Annotated in this window: 14 protein-coding genes and 1 pseudogene; 5 read left to right on the top strand and 10 right to left on the bottom strand. The window is 39.1% G+C overall.

All coding sequences use genetic code 11. From position 1 onward, the window contains the following. The first annotated feature begins 165 nt into the window (after nt 1-165). From HXT20_RS01170 to HXT20_RS01160, 3 genes are all read left to right on the top strand, one after another. Complete coding sequence (locus HXT20_RS01170) at nt 166-1,035, top strand: ABC transporter substrate-binding protein (RefSeq protein WP_004116998.1); 870 nt, start codon at nt 166-168, stop codon at nt 1,033-1,035. 153 nt (nt 1,036-1,188) lie between these two features. Next, nucleotides 1,189-2,082, top strand: a complete 894-nt coding sequence (locus HXT20_RS01165) for an amino acid ABC transporter permease (protein WP_004112052.1) — start codon at nt 1,189-1,191, stop codon at nt 2,080-2,082. Next, nucleotides 2,082-2,906, top strand: coding sequence for an amino acid ABC transporter ATP-binding protein (locus HXT20_RS01160; protein WP_415685894.1), 825 nt, complete (start codon nt 2,082-2,084; stop codon nt 2,904-2,906). Before HXT20_RS01165 ends, HXT20_RS01160 begins: the two co-directional genes overlap by 1 nt. Nucleotides 2,907-3,180: 274 nt before the next feature. Here the strand turns inward: HXT20_RS01160 and HXT20_RS01155 are convergent, their stop codons facing one another. The 8 genes and pseudogenes from HXT20_RS01155 to HXT20_RS01120 all read right to left on the bottom strand — a co-directional run bounded on the left by HXT20_RS01155 (nt 3,181) and on the right by HXT20_RS01120 (nt 12,563). Beyond that, a complete protein-coding gene (locus HXT20_RS01155) occupies nt 3,181-4,041 on the bottom strand; it encodes an aldo/keto reductase (RefSeq protein ID WP_422114398.1) in 861 nt (286 codons plus the stop codon). A 93-nt stretch (nt 4,042-4,134) separates the two neighbouring features. Next, on the bottom strand, nt 4,135-5,649 hold the full coding sequence (araA, locus tag HXT20_RS01150; RefSeq protein WP_004117004.1) for an L-arabinose isomerase: 1,515 nt from the start codon (nt 5,647-5,649) through the stop codon (nt 4,135-4,137). 51 nt (nt 5,650-5,700) lie between these two features. Then, on the bottom strand, nt 5,701-6,393 hold the full coding sequence (locus HXT20_RS01145; RefSeq protein WP_422114397.1) for an L-ribulose-5-phosphate 4-epimerase: 693 nt from the start codon (nt 6,391-6,393) through the stop codon (nt 5,701-5,703). A 90-nt stretch (nt 6,394-6,483) separates the two neighbouring features. Next, a complete protein-coding gene (locus tag HXT20_RS01140; RefSeq protein WP_422114396.1) occupies nt 6,484-8,097 on the bottom strand; it encodes a xylulokinase in 1,614 nt (537 codons plus the stop codon). Nucleotides 8,098-8,170: 73 nt separating this feature from the next. Continuing rightward, nucleotides 8,171-8,401, bottom strand: coding sequence for a CDP-diacylglycerol--glycerol-3-phosphate 3-phosphatidyltransferase (locus HXT20_RS01135; RefSeq protein WP_004115879.1), 231 nt, complete (start codon nt 8,399-8,401; stop codon nt 8,171-8,173). A 136-nt stretch (nt 8,402-8,537) separates the two neighbouring features. Continuing rightward, nucleotides 8,538-9,758, bottom strand: a complete 1,221-nt coding sequence (gene mmsB, locus HXT20_RS01130; RefSeq protein ID WP_004112039.1) for a multiple monosaccharide ABC transporter permease — start codon at nt 9,756-9,758, stop codon at nt 8,538-8,540. 7 nt (nt 9,759-9,765) lie between these two features. Then, nucleotides 9,766-11,309, bottom strand: a pseudogene (locus tag HXT20_RS01125) (ATP-binding cassette domain-containing protein). Nucleotides 11,310-11,408: 99 nt separating this feature from the next. Continuing rightward, nucleotides 11,409-12,563, bottom strand: coding sequence for a sugar-binding protein (locus tag HXT20_RS01120; protein WP_004574989.1), 1,155 nt, complete (start codon nt 12,561-12,563; stop codon nt 11,409-11,411). Between the two features lie 301 nt (nt 12,564-12,864). On the opposite strand from HXT20_RS01120, the gene HXT20_RS01115 reads away from it, so the two are divergent. Together HXT20_RS01115 and HXT20_RS01110 are read left to right on the top strand one after the other, a co-directional pair. Continuing rightward, nucleotides 12,865-14,013 (top strand): ROK family protein, encoded by a 1,149-nt coding sequence (locus HXT20_RS01115; protein ID WP_422114395.1) that lies wholly within the window; start codon nt 12,865-12,867, stop codon nt 14,011-14,013. Nucleotides 14,014-14,068: 55 nt separating this feature from the next. Next, nucleotides 14,069-14,908 carry an ATP-binding cassette domain-containing protein gene (locus HXT20_RS01110; RefSeq protein WP_004574962.1) on the top strand — a complete coding sequence of 280 codons (840 nt, stop codon included), beginning with the start codon at nt 14,069-14,071 and terminating at the stop codon, nt 14,906-14,908. 343 nt (nt 14,909-15,251) lie between these two features. Here the strand turns inward: HXT20_RS01110 and HXT20_RS01105 are convergent, their stop codons facing one another. Continuing rightward, nucleotides 15,252-16,484, bottom strand: a complete 1,233-nt coding sequence (locus HXT20_RS01105) for a hypothetical protein (protein ID WP_422114394.1) — start codon at nt 16,482-16,484, stop codon at nt 15,252-15,254. Between the two features lie 668 nt (nt 16,485-17,152). Then, nucleotides 17,153-18,157: a biotin--[acetyl-CoA-carboxylase] ligase gene (locus tag HXT20_RS01100; RefSeq protein ID WP_004115891.1), complete on the bottom strand. Its 1,005-nt coding sequence runs from the start codon at nt 18,155-18,157 to the stop codon at nt 17,153-17,155. Between the last annotated feature and the right edge of the window lie 33 nt (nt 18,158-18,190).

Raw genomic sequence — 18,190 nt, 5'->3', positions numbered from 1 at the left:
ATAGCGCGTTATAAACAATCGCGATAACAATTCTGTAACAATTAAGCCTTAAATGCGTCTATCGTCTTATAAACTATCAAATGTACGGCCGCAAAACCTACTTAAATCGCTTAAAAAACGAATAAGCGAAAAATCTTAAGGTTTTAGCAAAAACAAGGAGAAAAAATGGCTATTTTCGTACACAACAACTTGCACACCAACCGCGTAGCAATCGCTGCTGCAAAAATTGCAGCAGCAGCATTAGCAATGGCAGCAATGGTTAGCACAGCAGCATGCGGCAGCCAAAACGCACAAGATACAAACCAAAAGACGATTACTCCAGGCGTTTTGACAATCGGCACAGCTCAGCCAACTTACACACCTTGGATGTACGATAACAAGCCAGAAAACGGCAAGGGTTACGAATCTGCAGTAGCATACGCTGTTGCAAAGAAACTCGGATACGATAAAGACAAAGTAAAGTGGGTTCGCACAACCTTCGACTCCGCAGTAACCCCAGGACCAAAAGACTTTGATTTTAACCTTCAGCAGTTCTCTATTACGGAGGAACGCAAGAAGGCAGTAGACTTTTCGCCAAGTTACTACAACGCAACTCAGGGTGTTGTGGTCAAAAAAGATAGCAAGTTTGCTAACGCAAAGACCTTAGCAGACCTTAAAACCGCTACAATTGGCGCAATGGTTGGAACAACAAGCTACAGCTTTGCTAAAGACAAGATTAAGAGCGATATTCAAACCTTTAACGATAATGACGCTTTGGTTCAGGCTCTTGATTCTAAGCAGATTGACGCACTTGTTATAGATACTCCATCTTCCGTAAACATTGTGCGCAGCAAGCAGGTTAAAGAAGGTGTTGTTCTTGGACAGATTGCAGGATCGGAAGATAAGGAAGGAACTGGATTGGTACTTCCAAAAGGCTCTAAGCTTACTGCAGACGTCACTAAGGCTGTGAATGCGCTAGAAAAAGATGGTACTTTGAAGAAGCTCCAAGAAAAGTGGCTTGCAGAGTACACGACTAATCTGCCAGTTCTTAAGTAAAAACTAAACCAAAAATAAATAAAAATAAATAAAAATCGTACTAACGTCATTACCAATACGCATTATTGTAAGCAACTTGTAACCCAATCGTCACATAAAAGTGCTTACAATAGTGCGTATCATTCATTATGTCGAAAGGCTTGAGTGCCGCCAATGACAGTACTTAACGGCAATGCATTAAACAGTGAATCAAACAACGCTGGAGAATACGCTTTAAGCAATATCGAGCTTGAGCGTAGGTCAATCCGCAAAAAGCAAAATCTTAAATCAGTTTTAACAAGCATAATAAGCACTTTAGTATTACTTGGCGTGTGCGTTGCGGCACTTGCAATGAGCCCTGGTTGGCCAAGAGTGCGCGAAACGTTCTTTTCTGGCAAGTACTTTATGTTATCTTTGCCATCCGTTTTGCAAGGCTTAATGCTTAATCTGCAGGTGCTTGTTTTCGCTGTTATTGGAGTAGCAATACTTGGAACTTTAATCGCAGTTATCCGTACAAGCGTAAGCCCAATGCTTTTCCCTTTGCGAGCTATAGCGCAATTCTACACAACTATTATGCGCGGCATACCAATGCTTGTTGTGCTTTACTTAATCGGCTTTGGCATACCAGGATTACAGCTTTTTGGGCGAATCCCACCAGCAATACTCGGTACAATTGCCATTGTTATGAGCTACTCCGCATACGTTGGAGAGGTATTGCGCGCAGGATTTGAAGACGTGCATCCGTCTATGCGAGCGTCCGCAAGATCACTTGGCTTAACATCTGGTCAAACTGTGCGATTAGTGGTAATTCCTCTTGGCTTAAGAAAAGTGGCTCCTGCCTTAATGAACGACTTTATATCAATGCAAAAAGATGCAGGACTCATATCGGTTTTGGGCGCTGTAGACGCTGTTCGAGCCGCGCAAATATCTGTTGCAACTTCTTATAACTTCACTCCATACGTTGTAGCAAGCGTTGTATTTATAGCGCTGAGCATTCCGTTTATTGTTCTAAACGATTGGTATACGGCAAGACTGCGCAAACGCGAGCTAAACGGAGGAACCGTGTGATGAATAACTTAACAAACCAGAAGGTAAGTCAGCAAATGAGCGAGCAAATAAACGCAAACAATCAAACAAATGCAAGTGATTACACGGATTCAACCCCAGTTTTGCGCTTAAGCAATATTCGAAAATCGTATAACTCAACACCTGTTCTTAAAGGCATTTCTTTTGATATTGCACCTCACGAAGTGGTGGCTCTTTTAGGACCTTCTGGAAGCGGAAAATCCACTCTTATGAAGTGCATTAATCTGCTTGAGCGAGTAGACGACGGCCAAGTTTGGCTTGGAAACACAGATATTACAGATCCTCGTATAAATCAGGATCAAATTAGGTCTCAAATCGGAGTTGTGTTCCAGCAATTCAATCTTTTTACGCATATGAGCGTTTTAGATAATGTGACTCTTGCTGCGCGAAAAGTTCATCATTGGAGCAAAGACCGTGCAGAAAGCCGCGCAATGGAGCTTCTATCTAGGATTAAGCTAGAAAATAAAGCAAAGTCTTATCCAGATCAGCTTTCGGGCGGACAGCAACAGAGAGTGGCGATTGCACGCGCGCTTATGACAAGCCCACAACTTTTGCTTTTAGACGAGATTACTTCCGCACTAGACCCAATGCTTGTTGGCGAAGTTCTAGACATGGTTGCGGAACTAAAAGAGCAAGGAACCACGATTTTAATGGCCACTCACGAGATGCATTTTGCTCACGAAGCTGCCGACAGAGTGGTTTTGCTACGAAACGGCGTTGTTGCAGAAAATGGCACACCATACGAAGTTATGGACGCTTGCACAGACCCAGAAACGCAAAACTTCTTTAAGTCTTTCCGACATTGATTTTTTGGGAACTACGCAGTAATTGCGCTCACATAAGCGTAACCCCATTCCCGCATTTGTTCCCTTTTTGGGCAAATCTGACTACAAACACGGGCAAAGCGGCATGAAGCTCATGTAAAACACAAACTTCATGCCGCTCTATAGGAGAAAGCTACGAAAATTTTTTGTTCACTTATACTGTCCACCATTAATCACTCGTAGCCTCGATGACAAGGAATCAATAAGTCACATATATAACCCCTTCACAAATACAAATAAAACAAACGCCACACAATCATGCATAACTAAACGTTGCAGGGTCATGACCCATTCGCTCATTAGTGTTCAAATCATCTATTGCACGTATTTCATCATCCTCAAGACTAAATCCAAAAACATTAATATTTTCACGTTGCCTATTTTCTGAAACAGATTTAGGTATGATAATGTATCCATGCTCAATATGCCAGCGCAAAATCACCTGCGCACAAGTAACATCATGATTCTTAGCAATAGTTTCCAAAACACCATCGCCGATATTCAAATCACGTCCGCGCGCCAATGGAGAATACGCTTCAATAGCAATATTATGCTTCTTGCAAAAATCAACTACATTAGACTGCTGCCAGCTCGGATGCAATTCAATCTGATTCACTTGAGGCCACTGACCAACTTCATCATATAAACGCTGCAAATCAGAAGGCATAAAGTTACACACACCAAGCGAACGTACCCTACCTTCCTCTTTCAACTTAACAAATGCTTTCCATATTTCTGTAGAACGCCAATCAAATGGTGTAGGCCAATGAATCATATACATATCCACATAGTTCAAGCAAAGATCCGCAAGTTGAGAATCAAAAGCCTTCAAAGTACTGTCATACCCCTGCTGTGAATCTCTAACTTTTGTAGTCACCCATAGGTTTTCTCGCAATTCGCCAGTATTAAAACCAGTTTCGCGCAATACTTCACCTAGCTCATTCTCATTGTTATATCCAGCTGCAGCATCAATATGTCTGTATCCTAACGAAAGAGCGCTTTCTACAACATCATGCATACTTACTTTATCAACTCGAAGTACACCTAAACCAACTTGTGGTATAGAATTGCCATCCGATAATAAAATGTTAGGCACAATGTGCATATTTTCATTCATTAAAGCACCCCTTCGCTATAAAATTGACCATTATTTTCAAAGGAAATAATAACACAACAAACACTCATCACTAGAGACGTAATAATGCCAATATTACTTAACATTAAGCTTGTAATACATTTGAGAAATCTGTAGATTGCGCTCAAAATCTTGGGTATTAGTGTTTTTATCAATCACAGCTAGTTCGACACCAGAGATACGCGCAAAATCTTCCCAAACTTCTCTACCAATTGACGTTGTCATACAAGTATGATGGGATCCACCAGCTAATAACCAGCATTGCGCAGACAAAGATAGACTTGGCTGCGGTTTCCACATGGCGCGAGCGCAAGGCAAATTCTTTAGGCTTCCAGACGGCTCTACAACATCGACAATATTCATTAAAAGTCTAAATCTACTGCACATATCCGCAAGAGAAACCACAACAGCATCCTTTTTAGGAGCAGCAGTAAACACGAGTCTAACAGGATCTGATTTTCCTCCAATACCCAATGGATATATAGCAAGACGAGGTTTTTGAATACTTCCAATAGAAGGCGAAACTTCTAACATATGTGATCCTAATATCATTTCGTTATCTGGCTCAAAATGATACGAGTAATCTTCCATAAGAGAAGCTCCACCTTCAAGACCATACCCCATAACTAATCCCAAACGAACCAATATTGCGGTTTTCCAATCCCCTTCTGCCGAGAAACCCCATCCATATTCGGAAGGAAAACGTTGAGCAGCAACTCCTGGAAGTTGGGAAAGACCACCAAGATCTTCAAAATTATCTACTGCAGCAGTAGCATCATAATCACACATCATGGATACCATTCCAACTTCCTGCTTAGCTGCAATTAACAGAGAATCATATTTTTGATTTAATAATTCTGGATCAATATTGTATTTATTTTTATAATCTTCTATCAAATCTTTAGCTTGCTTATCTGTAGCACGATTAACATATGAATTTAATTCGTTTACAGACCAAGTATTAATAGATGCACCAAAGATTTTCTCAGCTTCAGTTTTATCTCCTTCAGTAACAGCAACGTTACGCATATTGTCTCCCCAACGCATAACGTTCATATTGTTAGACGCCCACCAGCCTAAACACGCACGAACCCAAGTATTTATGCGATCCGAAACTTCTGGATTCGTATAATGACCAACAACTATTTTTCTTCTAATACCAAGTCTAGAAACAATATAACCGAATTCTCTATCTCCATGAGCAGCTTGATTTAAATTCATAAAATCCATATCAATACTTTCCCAAGGTATTTCACGATGATACTGGGTATTCAACTGAAGCAAAGGTTTACGCAACAGTTCTAATCCGCGAATCCACATTTTTGCTGGCGAGAACGTGTGCATCCAAGCAATAACACCGATACAAGATTCTTTTGAAGACGCATCAACCATAAAATTACGCACAGCGTCAGATGATTTTAATGTTGGTTTCAAAACAATTTTCACAGGTATCGAATGTTGATTATTTAAATAATCTACGATTTCGCCAGCTTGTTTTGCCACTTGTTCTAGTGTTTCTGGACCATATAGTTCTTGCGAACCTACAGCAAACCACACTTCTTTGTTCTCAAAAGGATTTTCCATAGCCATTATTTACTCCTATAAGACTTATATATGTAATTGTTTTTAGATTATTTTTTATTAGTTTTGTCCATAAACATTTTGATATCGTTTATTAAGAGAATTGATATCTTCTTTCTTTATATCGATTATTTTCCCTATTTGCCTAGCAGCCCACATTGTTTTGGCTACTTCTTCTGTCATAGCAGCAGCTTTCACAGCACTTTCTGCATCTTTTCCAATTACGAAAGGACCGTGATTTTGCATCAAAACCGCTGGCGACTTAGGATATTTGCGTAATGTTTCAACAACGCCTTGCCCAATGGCCTCACTGCCAATCAACCTGAATGGTCCAACTGGAACAGGACCGCCAAACTCATCTCCCATCATTGTTAATCCACACGGTATATTTTCTCCAATAGCAGCCCAAGCAGTAGCATAAGTCGAATGAGTGTGTACTACTCCAAATACTTCAGGCATATTTCTATAAATATAAGCATGCGAAGCTGTGTCAGAACTTGGAGAATAGGATCCATCAACAACATTCCCATCTAGATCACAAACAATCATTGATTCAGGAGTTAGTCTTTCGTATCGTACTCCAGAAGGCTTAATAACCATTAAATCAGCAGTATGCAAACGTTGAGAAACATTTCCCGCAGTCCACACAACTAAATTCCATTTAATAAGTTGATTATGCAAATTGGATACTAATTCGCGTACCTGTTTTACCTCAGATTGAGTTTCTTTTGAATAATCTTTTAAAGTTTTCATAATTACTATTTCTTTCTAATAAATTTTTTAAAAATATGATGAGAAAACACTATTTTTAGTCTTGCTTAAGCAATCTTTTGCACAATATTTTTACGGCATCGTAGTTATTGCTGCATGTTCTATTGGCAATGACCTCATAAATTGCTCAAAATATCTCTGGAATCCTTCCACGTCATCCTTACGAGGGAAAACGGTAACTGAATTCACATGGGCAAATACTTCATTTTGCAAAAAGTCTATTAATGTTATATTTTTTCGCCTAATATATGATGCTAAAATCGCCATTCCCCACGATCCGCCTTCAGAAGCCGTAGGCATAGTGGTTACTGGAACACCAAACGCCGCCGAAGCAATACGCTGAGAAACTTCAGGAGTGGCAAAAATACCACCATGACCAAGCAATGAATCAATTTCAACATGCTCTTCTTTTGTTAAAACATTCATTCCAATAGTCACTGGACAAAATGCTCCATATAGTTGAGCACGCATAAAGTTTCCGAGTGAAAGTTTTGCTTGCGGACCGCGAGCAAATACAAATCGTCCTTCTTCCAAACCTGCTTGAAACTCTCCAGAAGAAAAACAGTAGTTAATATTTCCTCCAGCATCAAATTCAGTTCCACTATCAACAGCAGAATTAAACAGGCTTGTATATAACAAATCCATTGATATTGGTTTTCTTATTGCATCTGCAAATTGAGCAAATAAATTAACCCAAGCATTTAAATCTGTAGTGAAATTATTAGCATGACTCATTGCAGATAAATGACCATCTGGAGTCATAACTATATCTAACTCTTTATGAGCTTTTGACAAAGGGCGCTTTAAAACAACAGTTGCAAAAATAGATGTCCCAGCCGAAACATTACCAGTACCAGGCTTTAATGTATTGGTTGCAACCATACCGGTTGCCGCATCTCCTTCAGGAGGAACAAATGGTATTCCTGGATTCAAAATGCCACTAGGGTCAAGAAGAGAAGCACCATCAACTGTCAATCGACCAGCAAATTCTCCAGCGGAAAGAGGTGTAGGTAAAATATCCTTCAAATTCCAAGGCTGATTAGATATTTCAGGAAGATTCTCAATTTTATTTAGCGCATTCTCATCCCAGCTTAAACTGTTTGAATCTATAGGAAACATTCCAGAAGCATCCGACAATCCTAATACTTTTTTGCCAGTAAGCTTCCAATGAATATAGCCAGATAGCGTAGTAAAGAATGCTACATTATGTACGTGCTCTTCTTTGTCAAGCGCACATTGATACAAGTGAGCTATCGACCAGCGTTCTGGTATATTAAGACTTAATTCGTTAGAAAGAATTCTGTGAGCATCATGCGTATTGGTATTTCTCCAAGTCCTAAATGGCACAAGCAACTTATTTCTATTATCAAAGGCTAAATAACCATGCATCATTGCTGAAATACCAATGCCGCCAATATTATTTAAACGCAATTGGTAATCTTTATTAATTTGATTACTTATCTGAGAAAAAACAGATTGTATTCCATGCCAAGCATCAGATAGATCATAGGTCCACAAACCATTTTCTAGTTTGTTTTCCCACTTATAAGATCCTTCTGCAATAACTTGATATTGTCCATTAATTAAAGCACCTTTAATTCTAGTTGAACCCAACTCAATACCAAGATATGTGTTTGCATTAATAATATCTTTTTTATTAGATGATACGCTCGAAATATCACACATGATGCTCCTTTGCATGCTTTTATAAGATTCATTTATTCAAATATGTAGAAAATCTTGAATACCCAATCATTTATTACTTTTTAGAATCCTCGCTCTTATCTTTACGCTCTTGACTGAATCCTTTAAAAGCGTTGTAACCGCAATAGCCGATTACAATTAATAAGCACAATGAAAAAATAAGAGTGTACCAAGCGAATAAATCACCAGATTTATAAGAACCATATAAAGACTGGAATAACCAAATCGACATAAAAAAGGTAGTTAGAGCGTACATTCTAGTCTTTTGAATATATTTTTTTGGCATATATTCCTCCTTATTGTTCTTTTATTCTGATTAACACCTGTTAATATCTATTAATAACTAACAAAACTGGGCGTACACTTTTCGTTCACAACGCTTGTGTAATATCTGAAGCGCACGCCCAATATATACGGCATTTTTAGCGCTTACGACGCTTGCTCATTATGTCAACAGCCACTGCAGCGAGTAACACAAGACCCTTAATTGTCTTCACAATTGCAGTGTCAACGCCCATGATAGACAAGCCTTGATTGATTACTCCCATAACAAAAGCACCAACAACGGCTCCAGGTATAGTTCCAACACCACCAGTTACAGCAGTGCCACCGATGAAGCAGGATGCAATTGCATCCATTTCAAATTCCATACCAGCTTGTGCAGTAGCAGACGCCAGACGAGAAAGCATAGCCACAGCAGCAATAGCAGACAAGAATCCCATATGAACAAACAAGCAGAAATCTACACGCTTAACATCAATACCAGAAAGTATTGCAGCTTTACGGTTACCTCCAACAGCATATATGTGACGTCCAAAAACTGTCTTTGTAAGAATAAAGTTGTATGCAACTACCAAAATCGCAACAATCACCAACATAATTGGAGTTCCACCCATCTCGGAATTGCCAGAGGATGCTAACAAATATGTTACAAATATGATTGCAAGAGCAGCAAATACGATCTTGCATACAGTAATCGATAGTGGTTCTGGGACTAATCCAACTTTTTCTACATGCTTACGCTTATTAATTTGGCTCCAAGCAAACAAAGCGATGCACATAAGACCAAGAACAATCGTAAGACCATCAAACGGACCCCACCAACCGAGAATATTAGGAAGATAGTTACGAGCAATTCCACGGAACGCGTCTGAAGTGATAGGCACAGATTCGCCAACTATAACCGTAGATAAACCGCGGAAGATCAGCATACCTGCAAGAGTGGTGATGAATCCAGGAATCTCCATTCGAGCCACCCAGAAACCGTGCCAGCAACCAATAAGTAAACCAACAACAATTGATATAGCAATCGCTAATACCCAATTAACACCATAACGTTCCATCAACAGTGCACAAACACCACCAATAAATGCAACTAAAGATCCTACAGAAAGATCAATGTGTGTAGCAATAATCACCATCACCATGCCTATTGCCAAGATAATCACATATGCATTCTGCTGAATTAAAGAAACAAAACTGTTAGGAGTTAAAAGAACACCTTTTGTAAGTATTTGGAACACAACGACAATAACGATTAAAGCTCCAACGATTCCATATTGTCTTGCATTATCGGTAATTGTCGAAAGAATACTTGATTTTTGTTCACCCTTCGTATCTTGGGCTAATCTGTTTTTGCTCATGATAACGCTAATTCCTTTCCTTAGTCATGCATTTCATCAGATATTCTTGGGTAAACCCATTCTTATTAACATCATCAGTAATAATGCCTTGACTTACGGTATAAATACGATCGCATATACCAATTAATTCTGGTAGTTCAGAAGAAATAACTACAACAGCTTTACCTTGATCGGCAAGCTTATCGATGATTTCATAAATTTCATACTTTGCACCAACATCTATACCACGAGTTGGCTCATCGAGAATGAGTATGTCTGGATCAGAAAGAACCCATTTTGCCAATACAACCTTTTGCTGATTTCCGCCAGAAAGCGTAGAAACTTGCACATCAATGTTTGACATTTTATATTAAAGTTCTCTCGATATGCATCAACTTCTTTTCGCTCAATGTTTCCATCAACAACACCTAATTTGCTCATTTTTGACAATGAAGCAATAGATGAATTTTCGCGAATATTCTGCAAAAGATTTAAACCATAACCTTTACGATCTTCTGTAGCATAAGCCAAACCAGCATTAATTGCTTCTTGCACATTGCGCAATTCGACTTTTTTACCTTTAATATAAAGATCACCAGTTATATTGGAGCCATATGAGCGTCCAAAAACACTCATGGCCAATTCGGTTCTTCCAGCACCCATCAATCCAGCCAATCCAATAATTTCGCCAGAACGAACATACAAATTAGCATTATCGACTATTATTCGGCTATTATCCATTGGATGATGAACTGTCCAATTGGTTATACGAAGATATTCTTCACCAGATTGATTTGTTTCGTGCTTAGGATACAGATTGGTTAATTCTCTACCTACCATTTTACGAATTAATTCATCGTAATCTAATGGCGTTTCTGGTGTAATATACATTTCACCAACTGTCGATCCGTCACGAATGATAGTAACGTTATCTGCTATTACAGCAACTTCATTAAGCTTGTGCGTAATTATAATGCTTGTAACGCCATGTTCATCTCTTAATTGACGAACAAGCTGTAGTAAATGCGCAGAGTCCTCATCATTTAATGCTGCAGTTGGTTCATCAAGAATCAGCAACTTTACATTTTTAGACAAAGCCTTAGCAATCTCTACAAGCTGCTGTTTACCAACACCAATATCCATAATCTTTGTATCTGGATCTTCTGGCAAACCAACGCGTTCAAGAAGTTCTGCAGCTTTAGCGCGAGTTTCGCTCCAATCAATTACTCCATTTTTTGAGCATTCATTTCCCATGAAAATATTTTCGGAAATTGAAAGAAATGGATTTAAAGTCAGCTCCTGATGAATAATAACAATTCCATCACGTTCTGAATTTTTAATATTACTATATTTACACTCTTTTCCGTTAAATATAATCTTTCCCGTGTAAGATCCATAAGGATAAACACCTGATAGCACATTCATTAACGTAGATTTACCAGCACCATTTTCGCCGCAAATTGCATGAATTTCACCGCGATCAACCGAAAGATTAACATCAGTAAGAGCTTTTAGTGAACCAAACGTTTTTGTGATGTGCTGCATACTCAATATTGTGTCTTTATGCGACATCATCTACTTCCAATCATTACAACGCACAGTTTCAACTAATGGGGGCACAACTATGGCACTAATCGTGCCCCCATATTAGTTCAAATTGATAGTTAATTTTTAATGTACTAACTTATCAAAGCGTTCTTGTGTTATATAGCCATCTTTCACTAAGTCAGTAAGATTATCCTTAGTAATATTTTGTGGATTTAGCAATTTAGAAGGAACGTCTATCTTGTTGTTATTGAACTTTCCGTTAATACCAGACACCTTCTTGCCTTTAGCAATTTCCAATACCATCTGATAAACGGCTTCAGCAAGCTTATTGACATTCTTAAATACTGTCTGACTCTGCTTTCCACGTGCAATTGAAGATACAGCTGACTCCATAGCATCCTGTCCAGTTATAATTGGCCAATTATCTGTACCTGGCTTTAAATCTGGACGCTTAGATTCAATTGCGTTAATAACACCAGTCGAGATACCATCATAAGGGCTTAATATTGCATGTAGTGGCTGACCTTTAGCATATGCAGAATCAATAATTGATTCCATATCCTTTTGAGCCTGTTCAGCTTTCCACCCTTGAACAGAAATCTTCTGCCAATCTTGAACCTTAAAGTCTTTATTAACGCCACCACCATGATTAGATGGGGAAACTAATGCACCAGATTTAAAGTATGGTTGCAGCAAATCCCATGCACCCTTAAAGAAGTACTTAGCATTGTTATCATCTGGAGAACCAGTGAAAAGCTCAATATTGAATGGCCCCTTTGCACCATCCTTAAGACCCAACTTATCAATAATATAATTTGCTTCAAGAATACCAGTCTGCTCAAGCTGGAATGTTGCATAATAGTCAACAGCCTTTGTATTCATAATCAATCGATCGTAGGCAATTACTTTAGCTCCAGCATCATGAGCCTTCTCTACTGCAGGTCCTACAGCACTACCATCCTTTGCAGCAACAACAACAACCTTAGCGCCGTTGTTAATCATATTTTCAATATCTGCATTTTGCTGAGCTGGTTTATCGTCTGCAAAGTTCAATATAACTTTATATCCAGCATCTTCTAGCTTCTTCTTTAGGTTATTACCGTCTTTATTCCAACGTTCCTCCGACTTTGTTGGCATAGAGACACCGATGGTGGCACCTTTTTCAATTCCTTGACTTACGTTTTTGGATGCACCACCTCTTGAACCTGAACAGGCTGATAAACCAGCAACTACAGCAATACCTACAAATAAAGCGATTGCTTTTTTACCTATGTTCATCGACGCTCCTTTGCATCAAAAGGTTATTTGATATAGACAGCTACAACGCTATCTAGTTTTTTATTATAAACTATTGTGTTAAGTTGTCAAACACATAAATCAAATTTTTCTATTTTTTTGTTTAATATATAAATTTAACACAATTCTTAACGTACATGAATCAACTACTTGTACCAATTATTTAATATAAATTCAGTTAATTTAACCAATAAAGAACAAAAGTATCAAATCAACGAATGACAATTCTTTAAAATACAGATATGCTTATATTATGTAGCATTTATTCGGATCCCAAACTTCATTGCGAGAAGCTAATCGATCTGCATTACTTTCTTACATACGCAGATTTGGTGCAATTACGCAAATAGAGCTTGCTGAAGCGACAGGATTATCAACTGCAACCGTATCAACTCTTGTAAGACAACTTGTAAAAGAAGGGCGGTTGTACACAGAAAACACAATACATAACGGAAGAAGAGCAACACTCGTAGCTTTAGCTCGTAGAAAAGGAATAAGCGCAGGACTAAAAATTAGTAGACACTCTCTAGATCTAATTTTTATTGACTACGAACTTAACATAATCGCGGAACGAACATTACTATTACCAAAACAACATATTCCAGATGTAACTCTCGAGCGAGCAACATTACTCATAAATGAAACTTTATCCAACATAAACGCATCTGCAAAAGAACTAATAGCAATAGGCGTATCTATAACAGCACCAATAGATAAACGTACAAAAACAATAGCAATACCTGGCATTATGCCACATTGGAACAATTTCGACATTATTTCGTATTTACAATCAATTTTTAATATTCCAGTTACTTTAGATAACGATGCAAACTGTTGCGCAGTATGGGAATCAAGAGCAGGATCTGTTACAAAAACCACAGATTTCATATACATAAATACCGATGACGGAGCTGGTGCCTCCATAATGGCAGATGGGAAAATATGGCGCGGCGTAACTGGAATGGCAGGCGAAATAGGGCATATTCAAGTTGATCCACTCGGAAGCATTTGCGCATGCGGAAACCGTGGATGCCTTAATACTTTTATAAATGAAGAACGAATCACATCGTTATTAAGAGTTACCCATGGAGATCTAACTGTAGAAGATCTTGTACGTTTAGCAAATGAAGGAGACCCAGGATGCAGACGTATCATAGCTGATACTGCAATACGAATAGGAACAGTAGCAGCAGAACTATGCACATCAGTAGACCCTGAAATTGTAGTTATAGGAGGACTCCTAGTGCAAAGTGGATCAGTTTTCGTCGATGCTTTTAGAGAGTCATTGCACCGCTTACTATTCCCTGATGTTTTAACTCCTATACAAGTTGTGGTTGCATCAAATCTTACTAATTGTTCTGCACTAGGAGCAGCACTAGAAGGAATTGATGCTGCAGAAAAAATACATCACAAAACATCTCAACACCTATAGAAATAGGTTGTAATATCGATTGCAATATGATTAGCAATATCAACAAGGAGACGTAATGTACGGACAAAATCCACTCCTACAGCTAAAAGATATTAGCGTAAACTTTGGCTTTACCGAAGCGCTTAAATCAATAACACTCGATATTTATAGCAAAGAAATAGTGGCAATTGTTGGAGACAATGGCGTCGGAAAATCCACTCTTATTAAAACAATATCTGGTTTGATCCAACCAACAAAAGGAAGAATGATCTTTGAAGATAAAGAAGTGAATTTGCACTCCATACGAGAAGCAAATGATCTTGGAATAGCAACAGTTTTTCAAGGACAAGAATTTTGCGATAATTTGGACGTTGCATCAAATCTATTCTTAGGCAAAGAGATGCGAAATAAATCATGTCATACACTCAATAAAGATGCAATGGCGTGTGAAGCCCGAAAGGCATTACAAGAACTAACATGTGCCATAAGAATACATACTCCAATACGATTACTATCAAGTGGACAACGTCAAACTGTCGCATTGGCACGAATGCTACTATCGGATCCAAAACTCATACTATTAGACGAACCTACAGCTTCATTATCTTTAACACAAACAGCTGAAACCCTATCTTATATGAAACGCCTACGATCACAGGGTCGCACAATTATATTGGTATGCCATAATCTTCCAGACGTATTTGCAGTGGCAACTAGGATAGTTGTACTAAGACAAGGAAAAATTGTTGGAAATCATGATGTTAGTGAAACAAATTATGTCCAAATAATCAGAGAAATGACTGGAATAGAGGATGAGGAAGACGATACAATATCTTCATCAATAATAGACAACATAAATGAGAATCAAAAACTAAGTCATAAAAGAAATGCGCTTATTAGTAGAAGTGCAAAATAAGCTATCAAGGTCAAAACATAAGAGCCTATTCCCGCGTTTGTTTACCAAAACACCAAATCTGACTACAAAACACGCACAAACACGAGCGAGAATAAACAAAAACAAAAAAATGCTTTCGGTTTTGCAAGCCCCTAGTAGCAAACAAAACCGAAAGCAACAACACTCAACACCCAAAACCCAAAAAGCTAAACGAATCAACACTGGGAAGAAAAGAAAAACAATAGCAAACCAATGTTAAAACAATAAAACCAAAGAGAATCGGGAATAAACCAGTGTGATGCTTCCCTACAAAACACCACACTAGTCGTTGAGCGCAAACCTTAAATAAGGTGGTAAATAATGCTTAGTGACGCATCTTGCGAACAGCAGCACCCATACCAGCAAGCATAGAAGCAGCCAAAGCAGTCAAAGCAACACCAACACCAGCATTACCAAGCTTCTCGCCAGACTTACCATGACCCTTAGCACCCTTAGCAGCAAGCTCACCCTTAGCAGCAGCTGGAGCATTCTTAGCAGCAGCCTGCTGAGCAGCCTTACCAAGCTTGCCACTAGCAGCATCCTTCATAGCCTTAGTAGCACCTGGAACATCCTCAAAATTAGGAGCCAAAGGATCAGAAGTCACAACAGGAGGAAGAGCAGCAGGATTCACACCCAAACGAACTGCATCATTATAAGCAGCCTTATACTTAGCCAAAGCCTTATTATACTTATCAGTAGAAGCAACAGCCTTAGCCTTAGCCTCAGCATAATCCTTATTAGCCTTAGCAGTCTCAGCAACAGCAAAAACAACCTTAGCCTGAGCACGATCTACAGCATCAGCAAGACGCTGAGCCAAAGCAGAATCATTCTTAGCAGAAACATTGTAAGCTTCCAAAGCATCCTGAGCAGCCTTCAAAGCCTTCTCAGCAGCTTCCTGAGCAGCTACCTTACCAGCCAAAGTAGCCTTAGCCTTCTCATACTCAGCATAATCCTTAGTATAAGCAGCAAAAGCATCATCAAGATGCAACTTAGCAGTCTTCACAGCCTCAACAGCCTCAGCCTTCTTCTGATCATCAGATGGAGCAGCCTTTGGTTCTGGAGCCTTAGAATAAGCCTGCTCGGCAGCAAGATAAGCAGCAGCCTTAACATTCTTATCCTGCTCAGCAGCAGTCTTAGCAGCCTTAGCATCAACATCAGCGTTGTAAGCAGCTACATAATCAGTAGCAGCTTTCTTGGCATCGTAGGTAGCATCCGCTTCTTTTGTATACTTGACCATCTTATGACCAGGATGCTCAGTATCATCAACAACAGATACAACATTCTTAGAATCAGTTGGTGCAGTATCTCCACCAAGTTTCTTCAAAGCAGCAGCAGCCTTAGTGGCAGCTTCATCAGCAGCCTTCTCAGCTGCAACAGCAGCCTCATATGCAGTACGAGCGGCGTCTAATTCTTTCTTCAAATCAGCCTTAGACTTCTTAGCTTCCTGAGACTGAGTATTTGCACCACCATCAGCAGCCATTGCTGGGGTTGCCATTGCGAAGCCGGCAAGCAAAGTAGCGCCAGCAGCGAAAGCGGCGATAGCCTTCTTATTCATCATTTTAATTTCCTTTCTTCTTCTCCTCCGTGCAGGTACACGAAGAAAAATCTTAAACATCCAACAACATTCAAAACATTGTGGATAACCACCATCTAGAGCATCTAGCTAGCAGCTGTTATTAACATACCCCCCCCCCGTTTAAAAAAGTCAAGAGGCAACCACACAAAACAAACAGAAAAAAATAATGTTACACACAAACTAATCCACAATAAAAACTATTTTCACCATAATATTTGCGGATTAACACTAATAAAACCGTAAAAACACATTATTTCAAGGTTTTTAAAGAATTTTCCCAGACTTTTCTCAGAAAACTACTCAGACAAGAACACTAACACTATAAAACCATTGAAAAATCAACATTCCACACAACCCACACACGCAACACGCCGACACCACACCACTCTTCACTCTGCCTATCTCTTATCCCGAGATTGTTTACGTATTTGGCAATTTTGAAAACAAACGCAAAATCATTTTCCCGAGAATGTTGCTCAAAATGACGTGTCGAACTACAAAGTCGGGAAGATTTTCCCGAAAATGTTGCTTAAAACCACAAAATCAACAACAAAATGCGGAAAGTTTTCCCGAGTTTGTAGCTGATTCACGGCGTGTCAAACTACAAAAAGCGCAAATGTCCTTCGCGCAGTCTAAGCGCGCGAATGCACCTAGATTCGCACAGCACAAACATCGCCAGTGCGAACAGTTATTATCTGCCCAGAATCCTTACGCACTTGAATAGAAGCATCACGCATAAGATTTTGAGCAACTCCTTCTACACTAGTAAAACTTTTTGCACCAACATCATAAGCATCAGCGTGATTAGAATCGTCAACTCCAGCATCAATCCCCAAACCGTCATCATTCGGCGCGCGAACAATCACCTTGCGCCCCAACGTCCAACATGCTTCACTCGCTTCTTTAAGCAGATCCAAAGAGTATTCATTCGTATTCTTTACAAACTTCCCCAACCTAATCCTAAGATTTTCCACCAATCGCGCAGCTATATTATCCCCAAGCTCAGCAAAATCTGGCAGATTATCGTAATGCATTTTAAGCGAAGTTGCTTCCTCGATTGGAAGCGACTGCTTATCCATAAAAAGATTTAAACCAATCCCGAAAATAACTCCAACATTAGGATCGGCAATATCTCCAGCAACCGTTTTTGGAGTCAAAACAATCTCCGTTAAAACTCCACCTTCTTTACAGTCACCAATAAAAATATCATTAGGCCATTTAAGACTGATCTCGCTATAATCTGGCAATTCCCCATTTTCAATCTGCGTAGCACCAAACTCTTTTAGCGCGCCAATAATCGAATCTCGCGCAGCAAGACCAGCAATTATAGGCAGCCAGCCATTGTAACTTGGATTCTTAACAATGCTACTTGGCAAAATCGTGGCAAAAGAAGCTAGTAAACTTTCAAATGGCTTACTAACCCATTTTCTACACAATCTTCCTTTGCCAGCTGTCTGATGGCAAGCAGCAACAACATAAATCGAAGGCAATTCGTCTTGTCTTTTTACAAAACAGATATTGCTGCAATCATCAGCGCACCCATCAGCGCACCCATCAGCGAGAATTTTGCGCGCATAATTCTGCGTTGAATCAATAACGTCAAAATAAACAAAACCGTCTGCAACATTTTTAGTGCGTTCAAAAAAATTACTCATACAGAAATTATAGAAATTTTAATATAATTTAAA

The organism is Gardnerella sp. DNF00109 (genome assembly GCF_049262845.1).
Taxonomy (GTDB): Bacteria; Actinomycetota; Actinomycetes; order Actinomycetales; family Bifidobacteriaceae; genus Bifidobacterium; species Bifidobacterium vaginale.
Note: the sequence above shows the minus strand (reverse complement) of the source record. Positions and strands in the feature narration are given on the sequence as shown.